The organism is Stenotrophomonas chelatiphaga, from assembly GCF_001431535.1.
GTDB classification, from domain to species: domain Bacteria; phylum Pseudomonadota; class Gammaproteobacteria; order Xanthomonadales; family Xanthomonadaceae; genus Stenotrophomonas; species Stenotrophomonas chelatiphaga.
In genome coordinates, this window is the sequence record NZ_LDJK01000060.1 from 79,204 (window position 1) to 94,755 (window position 15,552).

Consider the following 15,552-nt stretch of genomic DNA (forward strand, 5'->3'; position numbering starts at 1 on the left):
TGGCCGTCTGCAGATCAACGCCGCACAATGATCGTCATGGATACCACCGCTACCGACACCATCGTTGCCATCGCCACTGCCGCCGGCGCCGGCGGGGTGGGCATGCTGCGCCTTTCCGGACCGCGCGCGGCGACCATCGCCCACCTGCTTGGGGCACCCGTGCTGCGCCCACGCCACGCGCACTACGCCAGGCTGCGCGATGCCGAAAACGAGGTGATCGACGATGGCATCGTGCTGTGGTTCCCGGCCCCGAACAGCTTCACCGGCGAAGAAGTGGTGGAACTGCAGGGCCACGGCAGCCCGGTCGTGCTGCAGCAGCTCGTCGCCCGCTGCATCGCACTCGGTGCGCGTCAGGCGCGGCCGGGAGAGTTCAGTGAACGCGCATTCCTCAATGGAAAGCTGGATCTGGCCCAGGCCGAGGCCATCGCCGACCTGATCGCGGCCGGTGACCACCGCGCCGCACGCGCGGCACGCCGTTCACTGGACGGGGTGTTCTCGCGCCGCGTGGACGAGGTGGCCGAACAGCTGGTCAGGTTGCGCATCCACGTCGAAGCGGCCATCGATTTCGCCGACGAACCGCTGGATACATTGGGGGGTGAGCAGGTGCGGCGCGGCCTGCTGCAGGCACGCGAAACGCTGGCGCTGCTGCGCCGCGATGCCGAACGAGGCCGCCGCTTGCGCGATGGCCTGCATGCCGTGCTGATCGGCCCGCCCAACGCCGGCAAGAGTTCGTTGCTCAACGCGCTGGCCGGCAGCGAACGGGCGATCGTCACCGACATCGCCGGCACCACACGCGACACGCTGCGCGAGACCATCCGGCTGGACGGCCTGGAGCTGACCCTGGTGGATACCGCCGGCCTGCGCGATGGCGGCGATGCGATCGAACGCGAAGGCATGCGTCGTGCGCGGGTGGAGATCGAACGCACCGATCTCTCGCTGATCGTGCTGGACGCGCGCGATCCCGGCGCCGGTGAAGCGGCGATCGGCGCATCGTTGTTGGACGTGCCGCACAAGGTCTACATCCACAACAAATCCGACCTGCTGCCGGCGGGCACGGGGCAGGGCGGCGACGACCCGGATCGGGTGTTCGTGTCGGCCGCCACCGGCGCCGGGCTGGACGACCTGCATGCGCGGCTGCGCATGATCGCCAGCGCCGGTGCCGGCGAACAGGTGGACGGCGAGTTCTCCGCACGCACCCGCCATGTCGACGCCATCGAGCGCGCGCAGGACCATGCACTGCAGGCCGATGGCGAGCTGGCACACGAGCACCTGGAACTGGCCGCTGAAGAACTGCGGCTGGCGCACGAGGCGCTGGGCGAAATCACCGGCGCGATGAGCGCCGATGACCTGCTCGGCAGGATCTTCTCCAGCTTCTGCATCGGCAAGTAGCGCTGGAGCCGCTTGGTCGCGCCGCAGTCGGCCGGCGGCCTTCCAATGGCACAACGAGAGCGGACGATAAGCGGATGACAGGAATTCGTCCGCAATCTTCAGTAAGAACGATCAACAGTTGAAGATAAACGCATGGTCTGACCGTTCCTTGCAGCACACGCTGGTGTGACTGCCGGAAGACTGCCATGACCCATCACCCGATCGCGCTGATCACGCCGCCGGAAGGCTACGCGGATTGGCTGGACGAGCTGAAACACCGCATCAACTCTGCCCAGCAACGCGCCGCGCTGGCCGTCAACCGTGAGCTCGTCCTGCTCTACTGGGAGATGGGGCGCGACATTCTCGTCCGCCAGTCCGGGCAGGGATGGGGGAGCAAGGTCATCGATCGCCTGGCCCATGATCTCAGGCTGGCCTTCCCCCACGCCAAGGGCTTCTCGCCGCGAAACCTCAAGTACATGCGTGCCTTTGCCGACGCCTGGCCGGATCCGGAATTTGTGCAAGAGGTGCTTGCACAATTACCGTGGTATCACCAATTGACTCTGCTGGAAAAGTTGTCGACTGCCCCGCAACGTATCTGGTACGCGAACCAGGCCATACAGCACAACTGGTCGCGGAGCGTGCTGGCGCTGAACATAGAAGGAAAGTTGCTCGAGCGCACCGGTAGCGCCGTCACCAACTTCGAGTTGCGGTTGCCCAAGGCACATTCAGACCTCGCCCGCGAAACGCTCAAAGATCCCTATCGATTCGACTTTCTTGCGGTAGGACGCGAGGCCAGCGAGCGCGAACTGGAAGACGGCCTGGTCCGGCACGCCACTGACTTCCTCCTGGAGCTGGGTGCCGGTTTCGCATTCGTAGGCAGGCAGGTGCTCATCGAAGTGGCGGGGGAAGAATTCTTCATCGATCTACTGTTCTACCACCTGCACCTTCGCTGCTATGTCGTCGTAGAACTGAAGGCAGGCAAGTTCAAACCCGAGCATCTGGGGCAACTGGGCTTCTATCTGACGGCCGTGAACCAGCAGAAGAAGCGGGCCGATGACAATCCGACCCTTGGATTGTTGTTGTGCAAGGAACGCAACAAAGTCGTTGCGGAGTACGCCCTGAGTGAGAACGCCCAACCCATGGGGGTTGCCGAGTACAAGGTCCTGGGACCGCTGCCCGAACCGCTGCAGACCAGCCTGCCCAGCATCGAACAGCTCGAGAAAGAGCTTGCAGACGGCCCGACCCTGGCCGGGTGACCTGCCTACCTCCCCCTGTCATATTGCAGACGCATACTCGCCGCATTCGTCATCCAAGGGGATAGTCCGTGAAGTCGTGGGGTTGTGCATTGCTGTTGTCGCTGGCCGTGGCACCATCGTTGGCCATGAGCGCCGAATCTTCATCAGCCGCACCGGGCAAGGCCTCGGTCTATGCCCACCGCGGGGCCAGCGCCCTGCTGCCCGAACACACCCTGGCCGCCTATGCACAGGCCATCACCGACGGCGCCGACTACATCGAACCGGATCTGGTGATGACCAAGGACGGCGCGCTGGTGGCCCGCCACGAGAACGAGATCAGCGGGACCACCGACGTCGCATCGCGCGAAGAATTCGCCGATCGCCGCACCACCAAGACCATCGACGGTGAAAAGGTCGAGGGCTGGTTCACCGAAGACTTCACCCTGGCCGAGCTGAAGACGCTGTACGCGCGCGAGCGCCTGCCACAGCAGCGCAGCACCGCCTTCGACGGCCAGTTCCGCATTGCCAGCTTCGATGAAATCCTGGCTTTCCTGGTGCAGCAGGCCGGACGCGCCAACCGCGGCATCGGGCTGGTACCGGAGATCAAGCATCCCAGCTACTTCCAGTCCATCGGCCTGCCGATGGAAGACAAGGTGCTCGCTGCGCTGCAGGCCAACCCGTATACCAAGGTGGGTCCGGTGACACTGCAGTCGTTCGAGACGGCCAACCTGCGTTACCTGCGTGGCAAGATCGGCCGCGGCAGCAACATCCGCCTGCTGCAGCTGACCTGGAAGGGCGATGCCAAGCCGGCCGACGTGGCCAAGGCGGGCGGTGCGCTGACCTATGCGCAGATGCTGACGCCTGCTGGGCTCAAGGAGATGGCGACCTACGCTGACGGCATCGGACCGGAGTTGCGTTCGATCATTCCGCTGGACGCCAATGGCGCGCTGGGTACGCCGACTTCGCTGGTGCGCGATGCGCATGCGGCGGGATTGATGGTGGTTCCGTACACCTTCCGCCCGGAGAATCTTTTCATCGCCGCGAACCTGCGCAGCGGTGCCGCCAATGCCCGCAACCCGGAGGGCTCCATCGCCGAAATGCGCGCCTACCTCGACACGGGCATCGATGCCTTCTTCACCGATGACCCGGCACTGGGGCGAAAGGCCGTCGACGGTCGCTGAGCCGCTACTTGCCGGCAGACAGGCTCGAGCCGCGGCCGCGGCGCAAGGGACAGCGACGCGGATCGCCACAGCGGCAGCAGCGACGGGCCACGGGATCACGCGACGCGATATGCAACACCAGCAGGCTTACGACCAGCAGCAGGCCGCCGATCACCAGATACAGCACCATGTTGTCGATCGATGCGCCAGGGGGCGGGAAGACTCCCATGCGGTTTTTCCTTGCAGCGGGTCAAACGGGACGCCACACCCGGCTGGGCCTGTGGGCTCCAGCCGGTACATCTTGGACAAGGCGGCCGAGCCGCGTCTATGACGGAAATTTGAAAGACGAGAGCGCGTGACGACCAACGGTCGTCACCCACCAGAACGATCGTCACCCACCACAACGATCGTCACCCACCAGAACGATCGTCACCCTCCAGATCGAACCGGCGGGCGATCAGCGCGGTGCGTCGTCCTGGCCCGGGCGGCGGAACGGCAGCACCACGTAGTCCTGCCCTTCGCGTGGCTGCCACAGCACCGGCACCTGGCGCGGGGAGGGCGGCTCCAGCTCGTCGTCGGGCAGGGCTTCGATGGAATCCTCTTCGTCTTCCCAGCTGTAGCGTGGGCGGGCGGCCATCGGATCGCTGTTGCGGAACAGCAGCGCGGCGATGATGCCCGCGAACGCCCCGCCCATGTGCGACTGCCAGGACACGCCGGGCGTATGCGGCAGCACGGTCATCAACATGCCGCCATAAAACAGCATGCCGATCAGCCCGGTGGCGATGGCGGCGCGGTCGCGGCGCAGCAGGCCCAGGCTGGCCAGCAGGAACATCAGGCCATGGGTGACGCCACTGGCGCCCAGGTGCCGGCTGCCCGGATCCCCCAGCAGCCAGGCGCCGATGCCGGAGCCGATCCACAGCAGCGGCAGCGCGCGCAGGGTGGCCTTTGGATAGACGCTGCCGGCCAGCGTGCCGAGGATCAGCAGGGCCACGCTGTTGGCGGCGATGTGTTCCACCGACCCGTGCAGCAGCGGCGCACCGAGCAGGCCCAGCAGGCCAGCCATCTCCAACGGCGCCACGGCCCACGGCCGCCAGTCCACGTAGTCCTGCAGCGCGAACACGGCCACCAGCAGCACCACGGCGCCGAGGCTCAGGTTGAAGGCGCGCAGGATGCGCAGGCGATCGGTAGGCGGGGCCGGGTTGTCGCCGGCGGGCACGGGTGCATTGGCGTTCATATCCAAGCAATGGCGGTGGCCGGGGCGAAACCAACCCCGGCGGGGTGGGAAAGTAAAACGGGCCGGCGGGATAATCCCCGCCGGCCCGTCGTTGCAGCGCGCGCTGCCGGCCCCGCAGGACCGGTAACGCGATCGATCAGGCCTTGTCGTGCTTCGGCGGGATCTTCAGGCTCAGCACCACGGTGACGGCGATGATCAGCGCGACCACGCCCAGCGAGATCGGGGTCGGGATCTTGAACAGGTCGATGATCATCATCTTGATGCCGATGAAGCCCAGCACCAGCGCCAGACCGTAGGGCAGCAGGTGGAAGCGATCGGCCATGCCGGCCAGCAGGAAGAACATCGCGCGCAGGCCCAGCACCGCGAACACGTTCGAGGTCAGCACGATGAACGGGTCGGTGGTGATGGCGAAGATGGCCGGGATGCTGTCCACCGCGAAGATCACGTCGGTCACCGCGATCAGGATCAGCACGGCGAACAGCGGGGTGTACCAGCGCTTGCCGTCGCGCATGACGCTCATCGCATTACCGGCGTAGTCCGGCAGCAGGCGCAGGTGCTTGCGCATCCAGCGCAGCGCGGGATTGGTTTCCAGGTCCGGCTCCTGGCCGGCCGAGAACCACATCTTCCAGCCGGTGAACAGCAGGAAGGCGCCGAACACGTAGAGCAGCCAGTGGAACTTGGTAATCAGCACGCTGCCGGCGAAGATCATGATCGTACGCAGCACGATCGCGCCGAGGATGCCGATGATCAGCACCTTCTGCCGTTGTTCTTCGGGCACCGCGAAGTAGCCCATGATCATCAGGAAGACGAAGATGTTGTCGACGGCCAAGGCCTTTTCGACCAGATAGCCGGTCAGGAACTCCAGGCCGACCTTGTTCGCCACCACCTGGCCGGCGGTCTCGTTCAGGTAGTACCAGAGGCCACCATTGAAGGCCAGGGCGAGCAGCACCCAGCCGATCGACCACCACAGGGCCTCCTTGAAGGTGACCTTGTGTGGGCCGCCGTGGCGCATCAATACCAGGTCGACCAGCAGCGCGATGATCACCACCGCGCCGAAGCCGAGCCATAACCACAAATTACCGATCGTCTGCATGGGTTTGTCCGTTGGGAAAGAGAAAAAAGCCGCAAGCCGGACGGCGAGGATCTGCAACGGAGGATCGGGAGGGGGATCCAGGGACAGAGCTTCGCCGGTACGGCGAAGGTCTCGCTCGCAGCCCCGATGTAGTGGGACTGCCGTTGCACCGGAGCCTGCGGGCTCGAATTGACGGCGACAACGTTGGGAGCTACTCCCCTTCTGGCGCCGATTCTGCGGGCATCCCGGCGCCGCGTCAATCGCCGGCTCGTGACGGCCGCTTCAGCCCAAAGTGACGGCCGCTGGCCGTCAAGCAGGAATCGCGCGAGTGACGGCCAGCGGCTGTCACTACAGGGGCCAGCGGCCGTCACAACCGCGGACTGCGGCCCTCCCTACCGCAGCGATTACAATAGGCCGATGAATACCTCTGCCCCCTCAGTCCGTCTCAAGAATGCCTGGCGTTCCAGCCACCCGTGGATCTTCCAGAAACTGGTCGAAAAACCGGCCGTCCGGCCCAAGCCCGGCACCATCGTCGATGTCTTCGGCGTGGAAGGGGACTTCATCGGGCGTGGCTTCTACAACGGGCATTCGCGCATTGCCGTGCGCATCCTGGAAACCGACGAGCGCGTGCCAGTCGACGCCGGCTGGTTCTCGCGCAAGATCGCCCAGGCGGTGGAACTGCGTCGCGACACGCTGAAGCTGGATGCGGTCAGTGATGCCTGGCGCGTGGTGCACAGCGAAGGCGACGGCCTGTCCGGGCTGGTGGTGGATCGCTATGGCGACCTGGTGGTGGTGGAGTTCTTTGCCGCCGGCATGTTCCGCCACCGCGAGTGGATCTACGAAGCCCTGAGCGAACAGTTCCCGGGCTGCCGTTTCCACAGCTTCGCCGATGAGCATGTGCAGAAGCAGGAAAGCTTCGACTTCCATGGCAACACCACCACCGAAGCCTCGGTGATCACCGAGCACGGCGTGAAGTTCCGCGCCGACCCGGCCGGTGCGCACAAGACCGGCTTCTTCGCCGACCAGCGCGACAACCGCGAATGGTTGAGCCAGCAGGTCGAAGGCAAGACCGTGCTCGACCTGTGCTGCAACACCGGCGGTTTCGCGGTGTACGCCGCCGCGCGCGGTGCCAGTGAAGTCGTCGGCATCGACATCGACGAGGACGTGATCCAGATCGCCAAGGGCAACGCCAAGCTCAACAACGTGCGGCCGAAGTTCGTGCAGTCCGACATCTTCCCGTGGCTGCGCGATGCCGCCAACCGCGGCGAGCAGTACGACGTGGTGATCCTGGACCCGGCGAAGATGACCCGCGACCGCGACCAGGTCATCAGCGCGCTGAAGAAGTACCTGGACATGAACAAGCTGGCGCTCGGCGTGGTCAAGCCGGGCGGCCTGTTCGCCACGTTCTCGTGCACCGGCCTGGTGGCCGAAGACCAGTTCCTGGACATGCTGCGGCGTGCGGCGTTCTATTCCGGCCGCACCATCCAGATCCTGAAGGTGTCCGGCGCCGGTCCCGACCACCCGTTCATGGCCCACGTGCAGGAATCGCGTTACCTCAAGGCCGTGTTCTGCCGCGTGCTGTAACCGCGCATCCCGGTGGGTGACGACCGTGGGTCGTCACATGGACCCGCCAAGGCGCGCAGGCTATGGTCAGGTCTCCCCGTTCCCGGTGAGACCTGCATGATCCTGCGTCGCCTGCCGCTGCTGCTTGCCCTGGCGCTCAGCACGCCGCTGTCCGTCCATGCCATCGATTTCAGCGCCGCCGAACTGCAGCGCGCCACGTCCCTTCAGCAGCGCCTGCTGACCCTGGACAGCCATCTGGATACGCCGGCCAACTTCGCCCGCGATGGCTTCGACATCGGCAACCGCCATGACCACAACGCGCTGTCCCAGGTGGATTACCCGCGCATGGTGGAAGGGGCGCTGGACGGTGGCTTCTGGGCGATCTATACCGGCCAGGGTGACCGCAGTGCCACCGCCCATCTGCGCGAACGTGATGCCGGCCTGCAGCGGCTGCTCGACATCCGCACCATGCTGGCCGCCAACAGCGATCGCTTCGCGCTGGCGCTGACCCCGGCCGATGCGCTGCGGATCAAGGCCGACGGCAAGCGCGTGGTGTTCATCAGCATGGAAAACGCCAGTCCGCTGGTGGCCGATCCCAGCCTGCTGGGCTTCTACCACCAGGCCGGGCTGCGCATGCTGAGCACCGTGCACTTCGCCACCAACGAGTTCGCCGATTCGGCCACCAACCCGAAGGGGCCGGAGTGGAACGGGCTGAGCCCGGCCGGCCGCGCGCTGGTCAACGAAGCGGTGAAACGGGGCATCGTCATCGATCAGTCGCATGCCTCCGATGCGGTGTTCGACCAGCTCATCGCGATGATGCCGGTCCCGTTCGTGCTGTCGCACAGTTCAGCCAAGGCGATCCATGACCACCCGCGCAATCTCGACGATGCGCGCCTGCGCCAGCTGGCCAAGGCCGGCGGGGTGATCCAGGTGAATGCCTACGGCGGCTACCTGGTGGACCCCGGCAAGAGCCCTGCGCGCAAGGCAGCCGAAGACGCGCTGAGCAAGCGGCTGGGCGGCTGGGACAGGATGAGCATCGCGCAGGGCGAGGAACTGCAGCGCGCGGAAGACGCGCTGGACCGGCAATACCCGGTGCGCCACGCCAGCCTGGATGACTTCTTCGCACACATGGGCCACATCCTCGATGTGGTCGGCCCGGAGCACGTGGGCATCGGCCTGGACTGGGATGGCGGCGGCGGGCTGACCGACCTGCGCGATGTCAGCCAGCTGCCGAAGATCACCGCCTGGCTGCTGCGGCGCGGCTACGACGAAAAGCAGATCGCCGGCATCTGGGGCGGCAACCTGCTGCGGGTGATGCAGCAGGCGCAGGACCACGCCCGACCCTGACCGGCCGGTAGTGACGGCCGCTGGCCGTCAGCCACAGACGGTAGTGACGGCCGCTGGCCGTCAGCCCGATATCACCGCGTTCGACGGCCAGCGGCCGTCACCGCCTACCGGCCCAGCACCGCATTGCGGCGGCTGTACAGGAAGTACACCGCCAGCCCGATCACGTTCCAGATCAGGAAATACAGCTGGGTGCTGTGCGGCAGGCTGAAGAACAGATACACACAGCCCAGCGCGGCGGCCGGACCGACGATCCAGGCCAGCGGCGTGCGGAAGGTGCGCGCGCGATCCGGTTCACGGCGGCGCATCACCACCAGGCACACGCCCACCGCGGTGAAGGCGGCCAGCGTACCGGCATTGGCCAGTGCGGCGATTTCATCCAGCCGCGCCACGCCGGCCAGCGCCGACACCAGCAGCGCACTGAACAGCGTGGTCGCCACCGGCGTGCCGGTGCGCTTGCTGACATTGGACAGGCGGCGCGGCAGCATGCCGTCGCGGCCCATGACGAAGAACACCCGGCTCTGGCCGAACATGAAAGCCAGCAGCACGGTGGGCAGCGCCACGATGGCCACGACGCCGATGATCAGCGCGGCGGTCGGGTGGCCCAGCTGGCGCATGATCAGCGCCAGCGGCTCGGCGCTGCTGCCGAACACCGCATAGCTCATCGCACCGACCGCAGCCAGCGCGACCAGCATGTAGACGATGGTGCAGCCGACCATCGAACCGATGATGCCGATCGACAGGTCGCGGCCCGGGTTCTTGGTTTCTTCGGCGGCGGTGGCGATCGCATCGAAGCCGTAGAAGGCGAAGAAGATGATCGCCGCGGCTGCCATGACGCCGCGCTCCAACCCGTCCGGGCCCAGCGATTTGGCGAAGCCATACGGCATGAACGGCTGCAGGTTGGCGCTGTCGAACGCCGGCAGGGCCACGGCGATGAACACCCCCAGCGCGATCAGCTTGAGCACGACCAGTACGGCATTCAGCGTGGCGCTTTCCTTGGTGCCCAGCATCAGGCCACCGGCTACCAGCCAGGTGATCAGCACGGCCGGCAGGTTGAACACACCGCCTTCCACGTGCGGGCCGGCCGACAGTGCCAGCGGCAGGCGGATGTCGATGCCCATCTGGCTGTTCACCCATTCCAGGAAGCCGACGAAGTAGCCCGACCAGCCGACGGCCACGGTACTCACCACCAGCGAGTACTCCAGGATCAGGCTCCAGCCGACCACCCAGGCGAAGATCTCGCCGAGCGCGGTGTAACTGTAGGTATAGGCACTGCCGGAGGCCGGCATCATCGTCGCCAGTTCGGCATACGACAGCGCGGCGCAGGCGCAGACCGCACCGGCGATGGCGAAGGAGATCAGCACCGCCGGACCGGCCAGGTTGGCACCCACGCCGATCAGCGTGTAGATGCCGGTACCGACGATGGCGCCGATGCCCAGCGCGATCAGGTGCGGCCAACTCAGCGTACGGACCAGCTGCCTTCCGGCTTCATGGACGGTGACGGTATCCAGGGATTTGCGCCGGAGCAATGACATGCGGGCCTCGTGGTGACTGGGAACGACAAGTGCCCGAGTGTGACCGAACGCGGCGCAGCATTACTACTGACGGACGCTCATTGACAAACCGCCATGCGTTGCATCAGGCATGTTCTGCCGGAATCGGCACAACGGCTCAGCCGTTCAACCCGAGCCGGATGCCGAAGCCCAGCAGGAATACGCCGGCCACGCGCCGCAGCAGGTCACTGACGCGCGGATGCTGGATCAACCGCCGACGGGCCAGGTTGCCCGCGCCGATCAGCAGCGAGCAGTACGCCACGCTGACCACGAAGATGATCCCGGCCAGCGCGGCGAAGGTGGCCACGCCCTGGTGCTGGCGCGGGTCGATGAACAGCGGCAGGAACGCCATGTAGAACAGGATCGCCTTCGGGTTGAGCAGGCTGACCAGGATCGCCTGGCGGAAGTAGTGGCCCGGTGCCAGCCGCACGCTGCCCGGCAGGTCGCCGCCGTCGGCCTTCGGCGTGCGCAGCAGGCTGATGCCCACCCACACCAGGTAGGCCGCGCCCAGGTACTGCACGGCATGGAACACGGTCGGGTTGGCTTTCAGCAGCGCGGCCACGCCGGCCAGCGCCAGCCACATCAGGATCTGGTCGCCCACCAGCAGGCCGGCCAGCGCCGTATAGCCACCGCGCACGCCACCGCGGCCGGTGGCGGTGAGCAGGGTGAAGGTGCCCGGACCCGGCAGGGCCAGGAACACCAGCACGGCGACCAGGAAGGTCCACAGGTCCTGGATGCCCATCCACGGCATGGCGGCTTACTCGTTCAACGCAGGGGGCTTCATTGTAGTGACGGCCAACGGCCGTCACTACCGGGCGCTGGGGTGGGTAGCGCCGAGCCACGCTCGGCGAGCGCAGCGGCAACGCCGTGACGACCAACGGTCGTCACCCACCAAGGCAATCGTTACCCCCCAAGGCAATCGTCACCCACCAGTTCACGCGCTGACGGCCAGCGGCCGTCACTACCCGCTGGGCAATCCCTGCAGCAACGGCGTCAGCCGCTCGCCCAGGAACCCATGCAGCTGCCGCACCGCCGGCGAAAACTGCTTGCGGTGCGGGCAGACCAGGTTCAACGGCAGGCTCTCGCCCTGGCCGTCGAGCAGCACCTGCAGGCGCCCGGCGCGTACGTCATCACCGACATCCAGCCACGATTTGTAGGCGATGCCCTCGCCAGCCACCGCCCAGCGACGCACCACGTCGGCGTCGTCGCACAGCAGCGCACCACGCACCGCCACCACGCTGCGGCGGCCGTCCTGTTCGAAACTCCAGCGGTCGTGGGTGCGGCCACCCAGCTGGTACAGCAGGCAGGCGTGGTCCTTCAGCGCATCCAGGCTGTCCGGTGCCGGGTGCGCCTGCAGGTAGGCGGGAGACGCCACCAGCACGCGGCGGTTGCCCGCCAGCAGCGGCAGGGCGACATAGCTGGCGTTGTCGAAACGGCCCAGCCGGAAGGCGATATCGACCGGATCGCGGAACACATCGGCCACCTGGTCGGACAGCTGCAGGTGCAGCTGCAGCCGCGGATGCGCACGCCGGAACGCGGTCAGCCAGGGCAGCAGCACGTTGCGGCCGAGATCGGACGGCGCCGCCACCTGCAGGGTGCCGGCCAGTTCGGCGGCCTCGCCCTGCACCCGCGCCTGACCCTCGCGCAGCGTTGCCAGGCCTTCCTGTGCATAAGGCAGGTACTGCGCGCCTTCGGCCGTCAGGCGCAGGCTGCGGGTGGTGCGTACGAACAGGCGCAGGTCGAGCTCGCGCTCCAGCCGTGCGATCGCCGCGGCCACCTGCCCGGGCAGCAGGTCCACCTCGCGCGCTGCACGGCTGAAACTGCCCAGCGCCGCCGTACGCACGAACAGCTGCAGGTCATCGAAGCGGACCATTTTCACCACAGCAGAGAAAGTGATGAACGATTCTGCGCCTTTCCAGCGTCACCTGCAGCGTCCATCCTGAGCGCATTCCCCCGCTGCGGAGTCACCCCATGCGCGCTGTTGCCTATACCCACGCCGGCCTGTCGCCGGACGACGCCACCTCCCTGGTCGATATCGATCTGGACATCCCCACCCCGGGCCCGCGCGACCTGCGCGTGGCGGTCAAGGCCGTGGCGGTGAACCCGGTCGACGCCAAGGTGCGCCGCAACGCTGCCACTGAAACCCCGCGCGTGCTCGGCTTCGATGCGGTGGGCGTGGTGGATGCAGTGGGCAGCGAGGTCACCCTGTTCCAGCCCGGCGACGAGGTCTACTACGCCGGCGCCATCGACCGTGCCGGCAGCAATGCCGAGTACCAGCTGGTGGACGAACGCATTGTCGGCCGCAAGCCGTCCAGCCTGGACGACGCCAGTGCCGCGGCACTGCCGCTGACCGCGATCACCGCATGGGAACTGCTGTTCGACCGCCTGCGCATCGCCGAGGGCAAGGGCGAAGGGCAGACCCTGCTGGTGATCGGCGCGGCCGGAGGCGTCGGCTCGATCCTGGTGCAGCTGGCCCGCCAGCTGACCAAGCTGACCGTGGTCGGCACCGCCTCGCGCCCGGAAACCCAGGACTGGGTGTACGCACTGGGCGCGCACCATGTCATCGACCACAGCCAGCCGCTGTCCGAAGGCCTGGCACGGCTTGGCATCGCGCATGTCGAACACGTGGCCAGCCTGACCCACACCGACCAGCATTACGCACAGATCATCGAAGTACTGGCACCGCAGGGCCAGCTCGGCCTGATCGACGACCCGGGCCAGCTGGACGTGATGGCGCTGAAGCGCAAATCCGCCTCGCTGCACTGGGAGTTCATGTTCGCCCGGCCGCTGCACCAGACCGCCGACATGCAACAGCAGCACGTCCTGCTCAACCGCGTCGCCGGCTTGATCGACGCCGGCGTACTGCGCACCACGCTGGGCGAAAACCTGGGCCGCATCAACGCCGCCAACCTGCGCCGCGCGCACGCGCTGATCGAAAGCCAGAAAGCCAAGGGCAAGATCGTGCTGGAAGGCTGGTAAGCCTCCCAGGCATCGGGGTCGCAACCGGGGTCACAGACCCCTCTCTCTTTTCTTTCAACGCGGCTGACAGCAAGCGAACAACCGTCAGCGGGTGGGGCAGGGAGGTTATGCGGGGCCTTGAGCGGCAGGAGCCGCGAAGAGCTACATGGACGTACTTGCGCGTGCCCCGCATAACCTCCCCGCCCCACCCGACACCCAGCCCTGCTGGAAGCCTGACAGCCGCGAGGGGGTTCCACCCGCTCGACCAACCACCCCCGGCGCAGCGCATGAGACGGCAGCCGCCTAAACTAGCGGCATGGAAACCCAGACGCTTGCTCTACTGGCCGTGCTGTTGCTGGCCGTCATCCTTGTCCTGCTGGTGGTGGTGCTGCGCCGCTCCGGTAGCGGCACCGACACCCACGAGCTGGACGCACTGCGCCAGGCGCTGGCCGACGAACGCGACCGCAGCCTGGCCGCACAGGTCGACGCCGGCCAGCTGCGTGGACGCCTGCAGTCGCTGCAGGACGACATCGAAGGCGAACGCCGACGTGGACTGGAAGCGCAGCAGGCGCTCAGCGCAGCACAGGCACGCATCGAACGCGACGCCGCACTGGCCAGCGAGCGTGACACCCGCCTGGTCGAACGCGGCAACGCGCTGCAGCAGTTGCAGGCGCAGCTGGCCGATGCGCAGCAGCAGCTGCACGCCCAGCGCGAGACCTACCAGCAGCTGCATGGCGAGCACACCCGCATGCAGGCCAACCTGCAGCACTCCCAGCAGGCCAGCGACGAACTGCGCGCCTACCTGGACAGTGCCAAGGAGAAGCTGAGCGGCGCCTTCGCCGAACTGGCCGGCAAGGTCTTCGAAGAACGTGGACAGCAGTTCGAGAAGAACGTGCGCCATGCCACCGGGCAGTCGCGGCAGGACATCGAGAACCTGCTGAAACCCTTCACCGAACGCCTGCAGGAGTTCCGCGGCCGGGTCGACGTGCTGTATGCCGAAGAAGCCCGCGAACGGGCCAGCCTGCTCGGCGCGGTGGGTGAGCTGAAGACGCTCAACCAGGACATGGCCTCGCAGGCGGCGGCACTGACCAATGCCTTGAAGGGCAATGCGAAGGTGCGCGGCGACTGGGGCGAGCTGATGCTGGAAACCGTGCTGCGCGGCTCCGGGCTGGAAGAAGGCGTGCACTACAAACGCCAGCAGCACGTGGTGGATGACGAAGGCGAACGCCTGCGCCCGGACGTGGTGGTGAACTTCCCGGACCAGCGCAGCATCGTGGTCGACAGTAAGGTCAACCTGGTGGCGTGGCAGGAAGCCATGAACGCGGTGACCCCCGACGCCAGCGGCGAGGCCCTGCTGCGGCATGCCACCGCGCTGCGCGCACACGTGCGCGACCTTGGCGTGCGCAACTATCCCAAGGCGATGGGCGAAGAGCAGACGCTGGATGTGACCATCGCCTTCGTGCCGATCGAAGGCGCCTTGTCGGCCGCGCTGTCGGCCGATCCTTCGCTGCAGACCTATGCCTTCGACAACAAAGTGGTATTCGCTTCGCCCAATACGCTGATGGCGCTGCTGCGCGTGGCCGAGCGGTTGTGGACGCGCGACAAGGTGCAGAAGCAGGCGTTGCAGATCAGCGATGCCGGTGGCCTGGTGCTGGACGCGCTGATGGCCTTCCTGACCGATTTCAACAACGTCGGCAAGAAGCTCGAAGACGCCACCACCGCGTTCTCCAATGCCCGCAACCGGCTGCAGGATTCGCGACACTCGGCGATCAGCCGCGCGCGAAGGTTGGCCGAGCTGGGCAGCAAGGCCAAGAAAGCGCTGCCGCCTGAACTGCAGCCCGATACCGTGCAGCAACTGGCAGGGCCTGACGAAGAGTAGACACATCGCTTCGGTATCCTCGGTGACCGACCCGCACCCTGATGGATACCGCCGATGCGCCTTTCCCTGCTGACCAGCCTGTTGCTGGTGACTTCCCTTGCCGGCTGTGCCTTCGGCGGTAGTCGCCCGGATACCGCCTCGTCGGCTGCCGACACGGTGCCGGCCGTGGCCGCGCTGGATGCCGCC

General features: G+C 66.6%; 13 protein-coding genes. 7 read left to right on the top strand and 6 right to left on the bottom strand.

The annotated features are described in order from the left end of the window. The first annotated feature begins 36 nt into the window (after positions 1 to 36). The 3 genes from mnmE to ABB28_RS13080 all read left to right on the top strand — a co-directional run bounded on the left by mnmE (position 37) and on the right by ABB28_RS13080 (position 3,784). Entirely contained in the window at positions 37 to 1,389 is a 1,353-nt protein-coding gene (gene mnmE / locus ABB28_RS13070) for a tRNA uridine-5-carboxymethylaminomethyl(34) synthesis GTPase MnmE (RefSeq protein WP_057509028.1), read from the top strand. A gap of 185 nt (positions 1,390 to 1,574) precedes the next feature. Continuing rightward, positions 1,575 to 2,624, top strand: a complete 1,050-nt coding sequence (locus tag ABB28_RS13075; RefSeq protein WP_057509029.1) for a PDDEXK nuclease domain-containing protein — start codon at positions 1,575 to 1,577, stop codon at positions 2,622 to 2,624. Between the two features lie 68 nt (positions 2,625 to 2,692). Continuing rightward, positions 2,693 to 3,784, top strand: a complete 1,092-nt coding sequence (locus ABB28_RS13080; protein WP_057509030.1) for a glycerophosphodiester phosphodiesterase — start codon at positions 2,693 to 2,695, stop codon at positions 3,782 to 3,784. Positions 3,785 to 3,788: 4 nt separating this feature from the next. Here the strand turns inward: ABB28_RS13080 and ABB28_RS13085 are convergent, their stop codons facing one another. From ABB28_RS13085 to ABB28_RS13095, 3 genes are all read right to left on the bottom strand, one after another. Further along, the gene (locus ABB28_RS13085; RefSeq protein ID WP_057509031.1) at positions 3,789 to 3,992 is read right to left on the bottom strand and encodes a hypothetical protein; all 204 of its coding nucleotides are present in this window, start codon (positions 3,990 to 3,992) and stop codon (positions 3,789 to 3,791) included. 228 nt (positions 3,993 to 4,220) lie between these two features. Further along, positions 4,221 to 4,997: a rhomboid family intramembrane serine protease gene (locus ABB28_RS13090; protein WP_057509032.1), complete on the bottom strand. Its 777-nt coding sequence runs from the start codon at positions 4,995 to 4,997 to the stop codon at positions 4,221 to 4,223. 136 nt (positions 4,998 to 5,133) lie between these two features. After that, positions 5,134 to 6,090, bottom strand: coding sequence for a TerC family protein (locus ABB28_RS13095; RefSeq protein WP_057509033.1), 957 nt, complete (start codon positions 6,088 to 6,090; stop codon positions 5,134 to 5,136). Between the two features lie 396 nt (positions 6,091 to 6,486). Between ABB28_RS13095 and ABB28_RS13100 the strand changes: the two genes are divergently transcribed. Both ABB28_RS13100 and ABB28_RS13105 read left to right on the top strand, forming a co-directional pair. Then, on the top strand, positions 6,487 to 7,653 hold the full coding sequence (locus ABB28_RS13100; RefSeq protein WP_057509034.1) for a class I SAM-dependent rRNA methyltransferase: 1,167 nt from the start codon (positions 6,487 to 6,489) through the stop codon (positions 7,651 to 7,653). 96 nt (positions 7,654 to 7,749) lie between these two features. Next, a complete protein-coding gene (locus tag ABB28_RS13105; protein WP_057509035.1) occupies positions 7,750 to 8,979 on the top strand; it encodes a dipeptidase in 1,230 nt (409 codons plus the stop codon). A gap of 104 nt (positions 8,980 to 9,083) precedes the next feature. On the opposite strand, the gene ABB28_RS13110 is transcribed toward ABB28_RS13105, so the two are convergent. From ABB28_RS13110 to ABB28_RS13120, 3 genes are all read right to left on the bottom strand, one after another. Next, positions 9,084 to 10,511 (bottom strand): amino acid permease, encoded by a 1,428-nt coding sequence (locus ABB28_RS13110; RefSeq protein WP_057509036.1) that lies wholly within the window; start codon positions 10,509 to 10,511, stop codon positions 9,084 to 9,086. A 136-nt stretch (positions 10,512 to 10,647) separates the two neighbouring features. Continuing rightward, entirely contained in the window at positions 10,648 to 11,280 is a 633-nt protein-coding gene (gene leuE / locus ABB28_RS13115; protein WP_057509037.1) for a leucine efflux protein LeuE, read from the bottom strand. 210 nt (positions 11,281 to 11,490) lie between these two features. After that, positions 11,491 to 12,408: a LysR family transcriptional regulator gene (locus ABB28_RS13120; protein WP_057509046.1), complete on the bottom strand. Its 918-nt coding sequence runs from the start codon at positions 12,406 to 12,408 to the stop codon at positions 11,491 to 11,493. A gap of 92 nt (positions 12,409 to 12,500) precedes the next feature. Between ABB28_RS13120 and ABB28_RS13125 the strand changes: the two genes are divergently transcribed. Both ABB28_RS13125 and ABB28_RS13130 read left to right on the top strand, forming a co-directional pair. After that, on the top strand, positions 12,501 to 13,508 hold the full coding sequence (locus tag ABB28_RS13125) for a zinc-binding alcohol dehydrogenase family protein (RefSeq protein ID WP_057509038.1): 1,008 nt from the start codon (positions 12,501 to 12,503) through the stop codon (positions 13,506 to 13,508). Positions 13,509 to 13,803: 295 nt separating this feature from the next. Beyond that, positions 13,804 to 15,366, top strand: coding sequence for a DNA recombination protein RmuC (locus ABB28_RS13130; protein WP_057509039.1), 1,563 nt, complete (start codon positions 13,804 to 13,806; stop codon positions 15,364 to 15,366). Positions 15,367 to 15,552 lie beyond the last annotated feature (186 nt).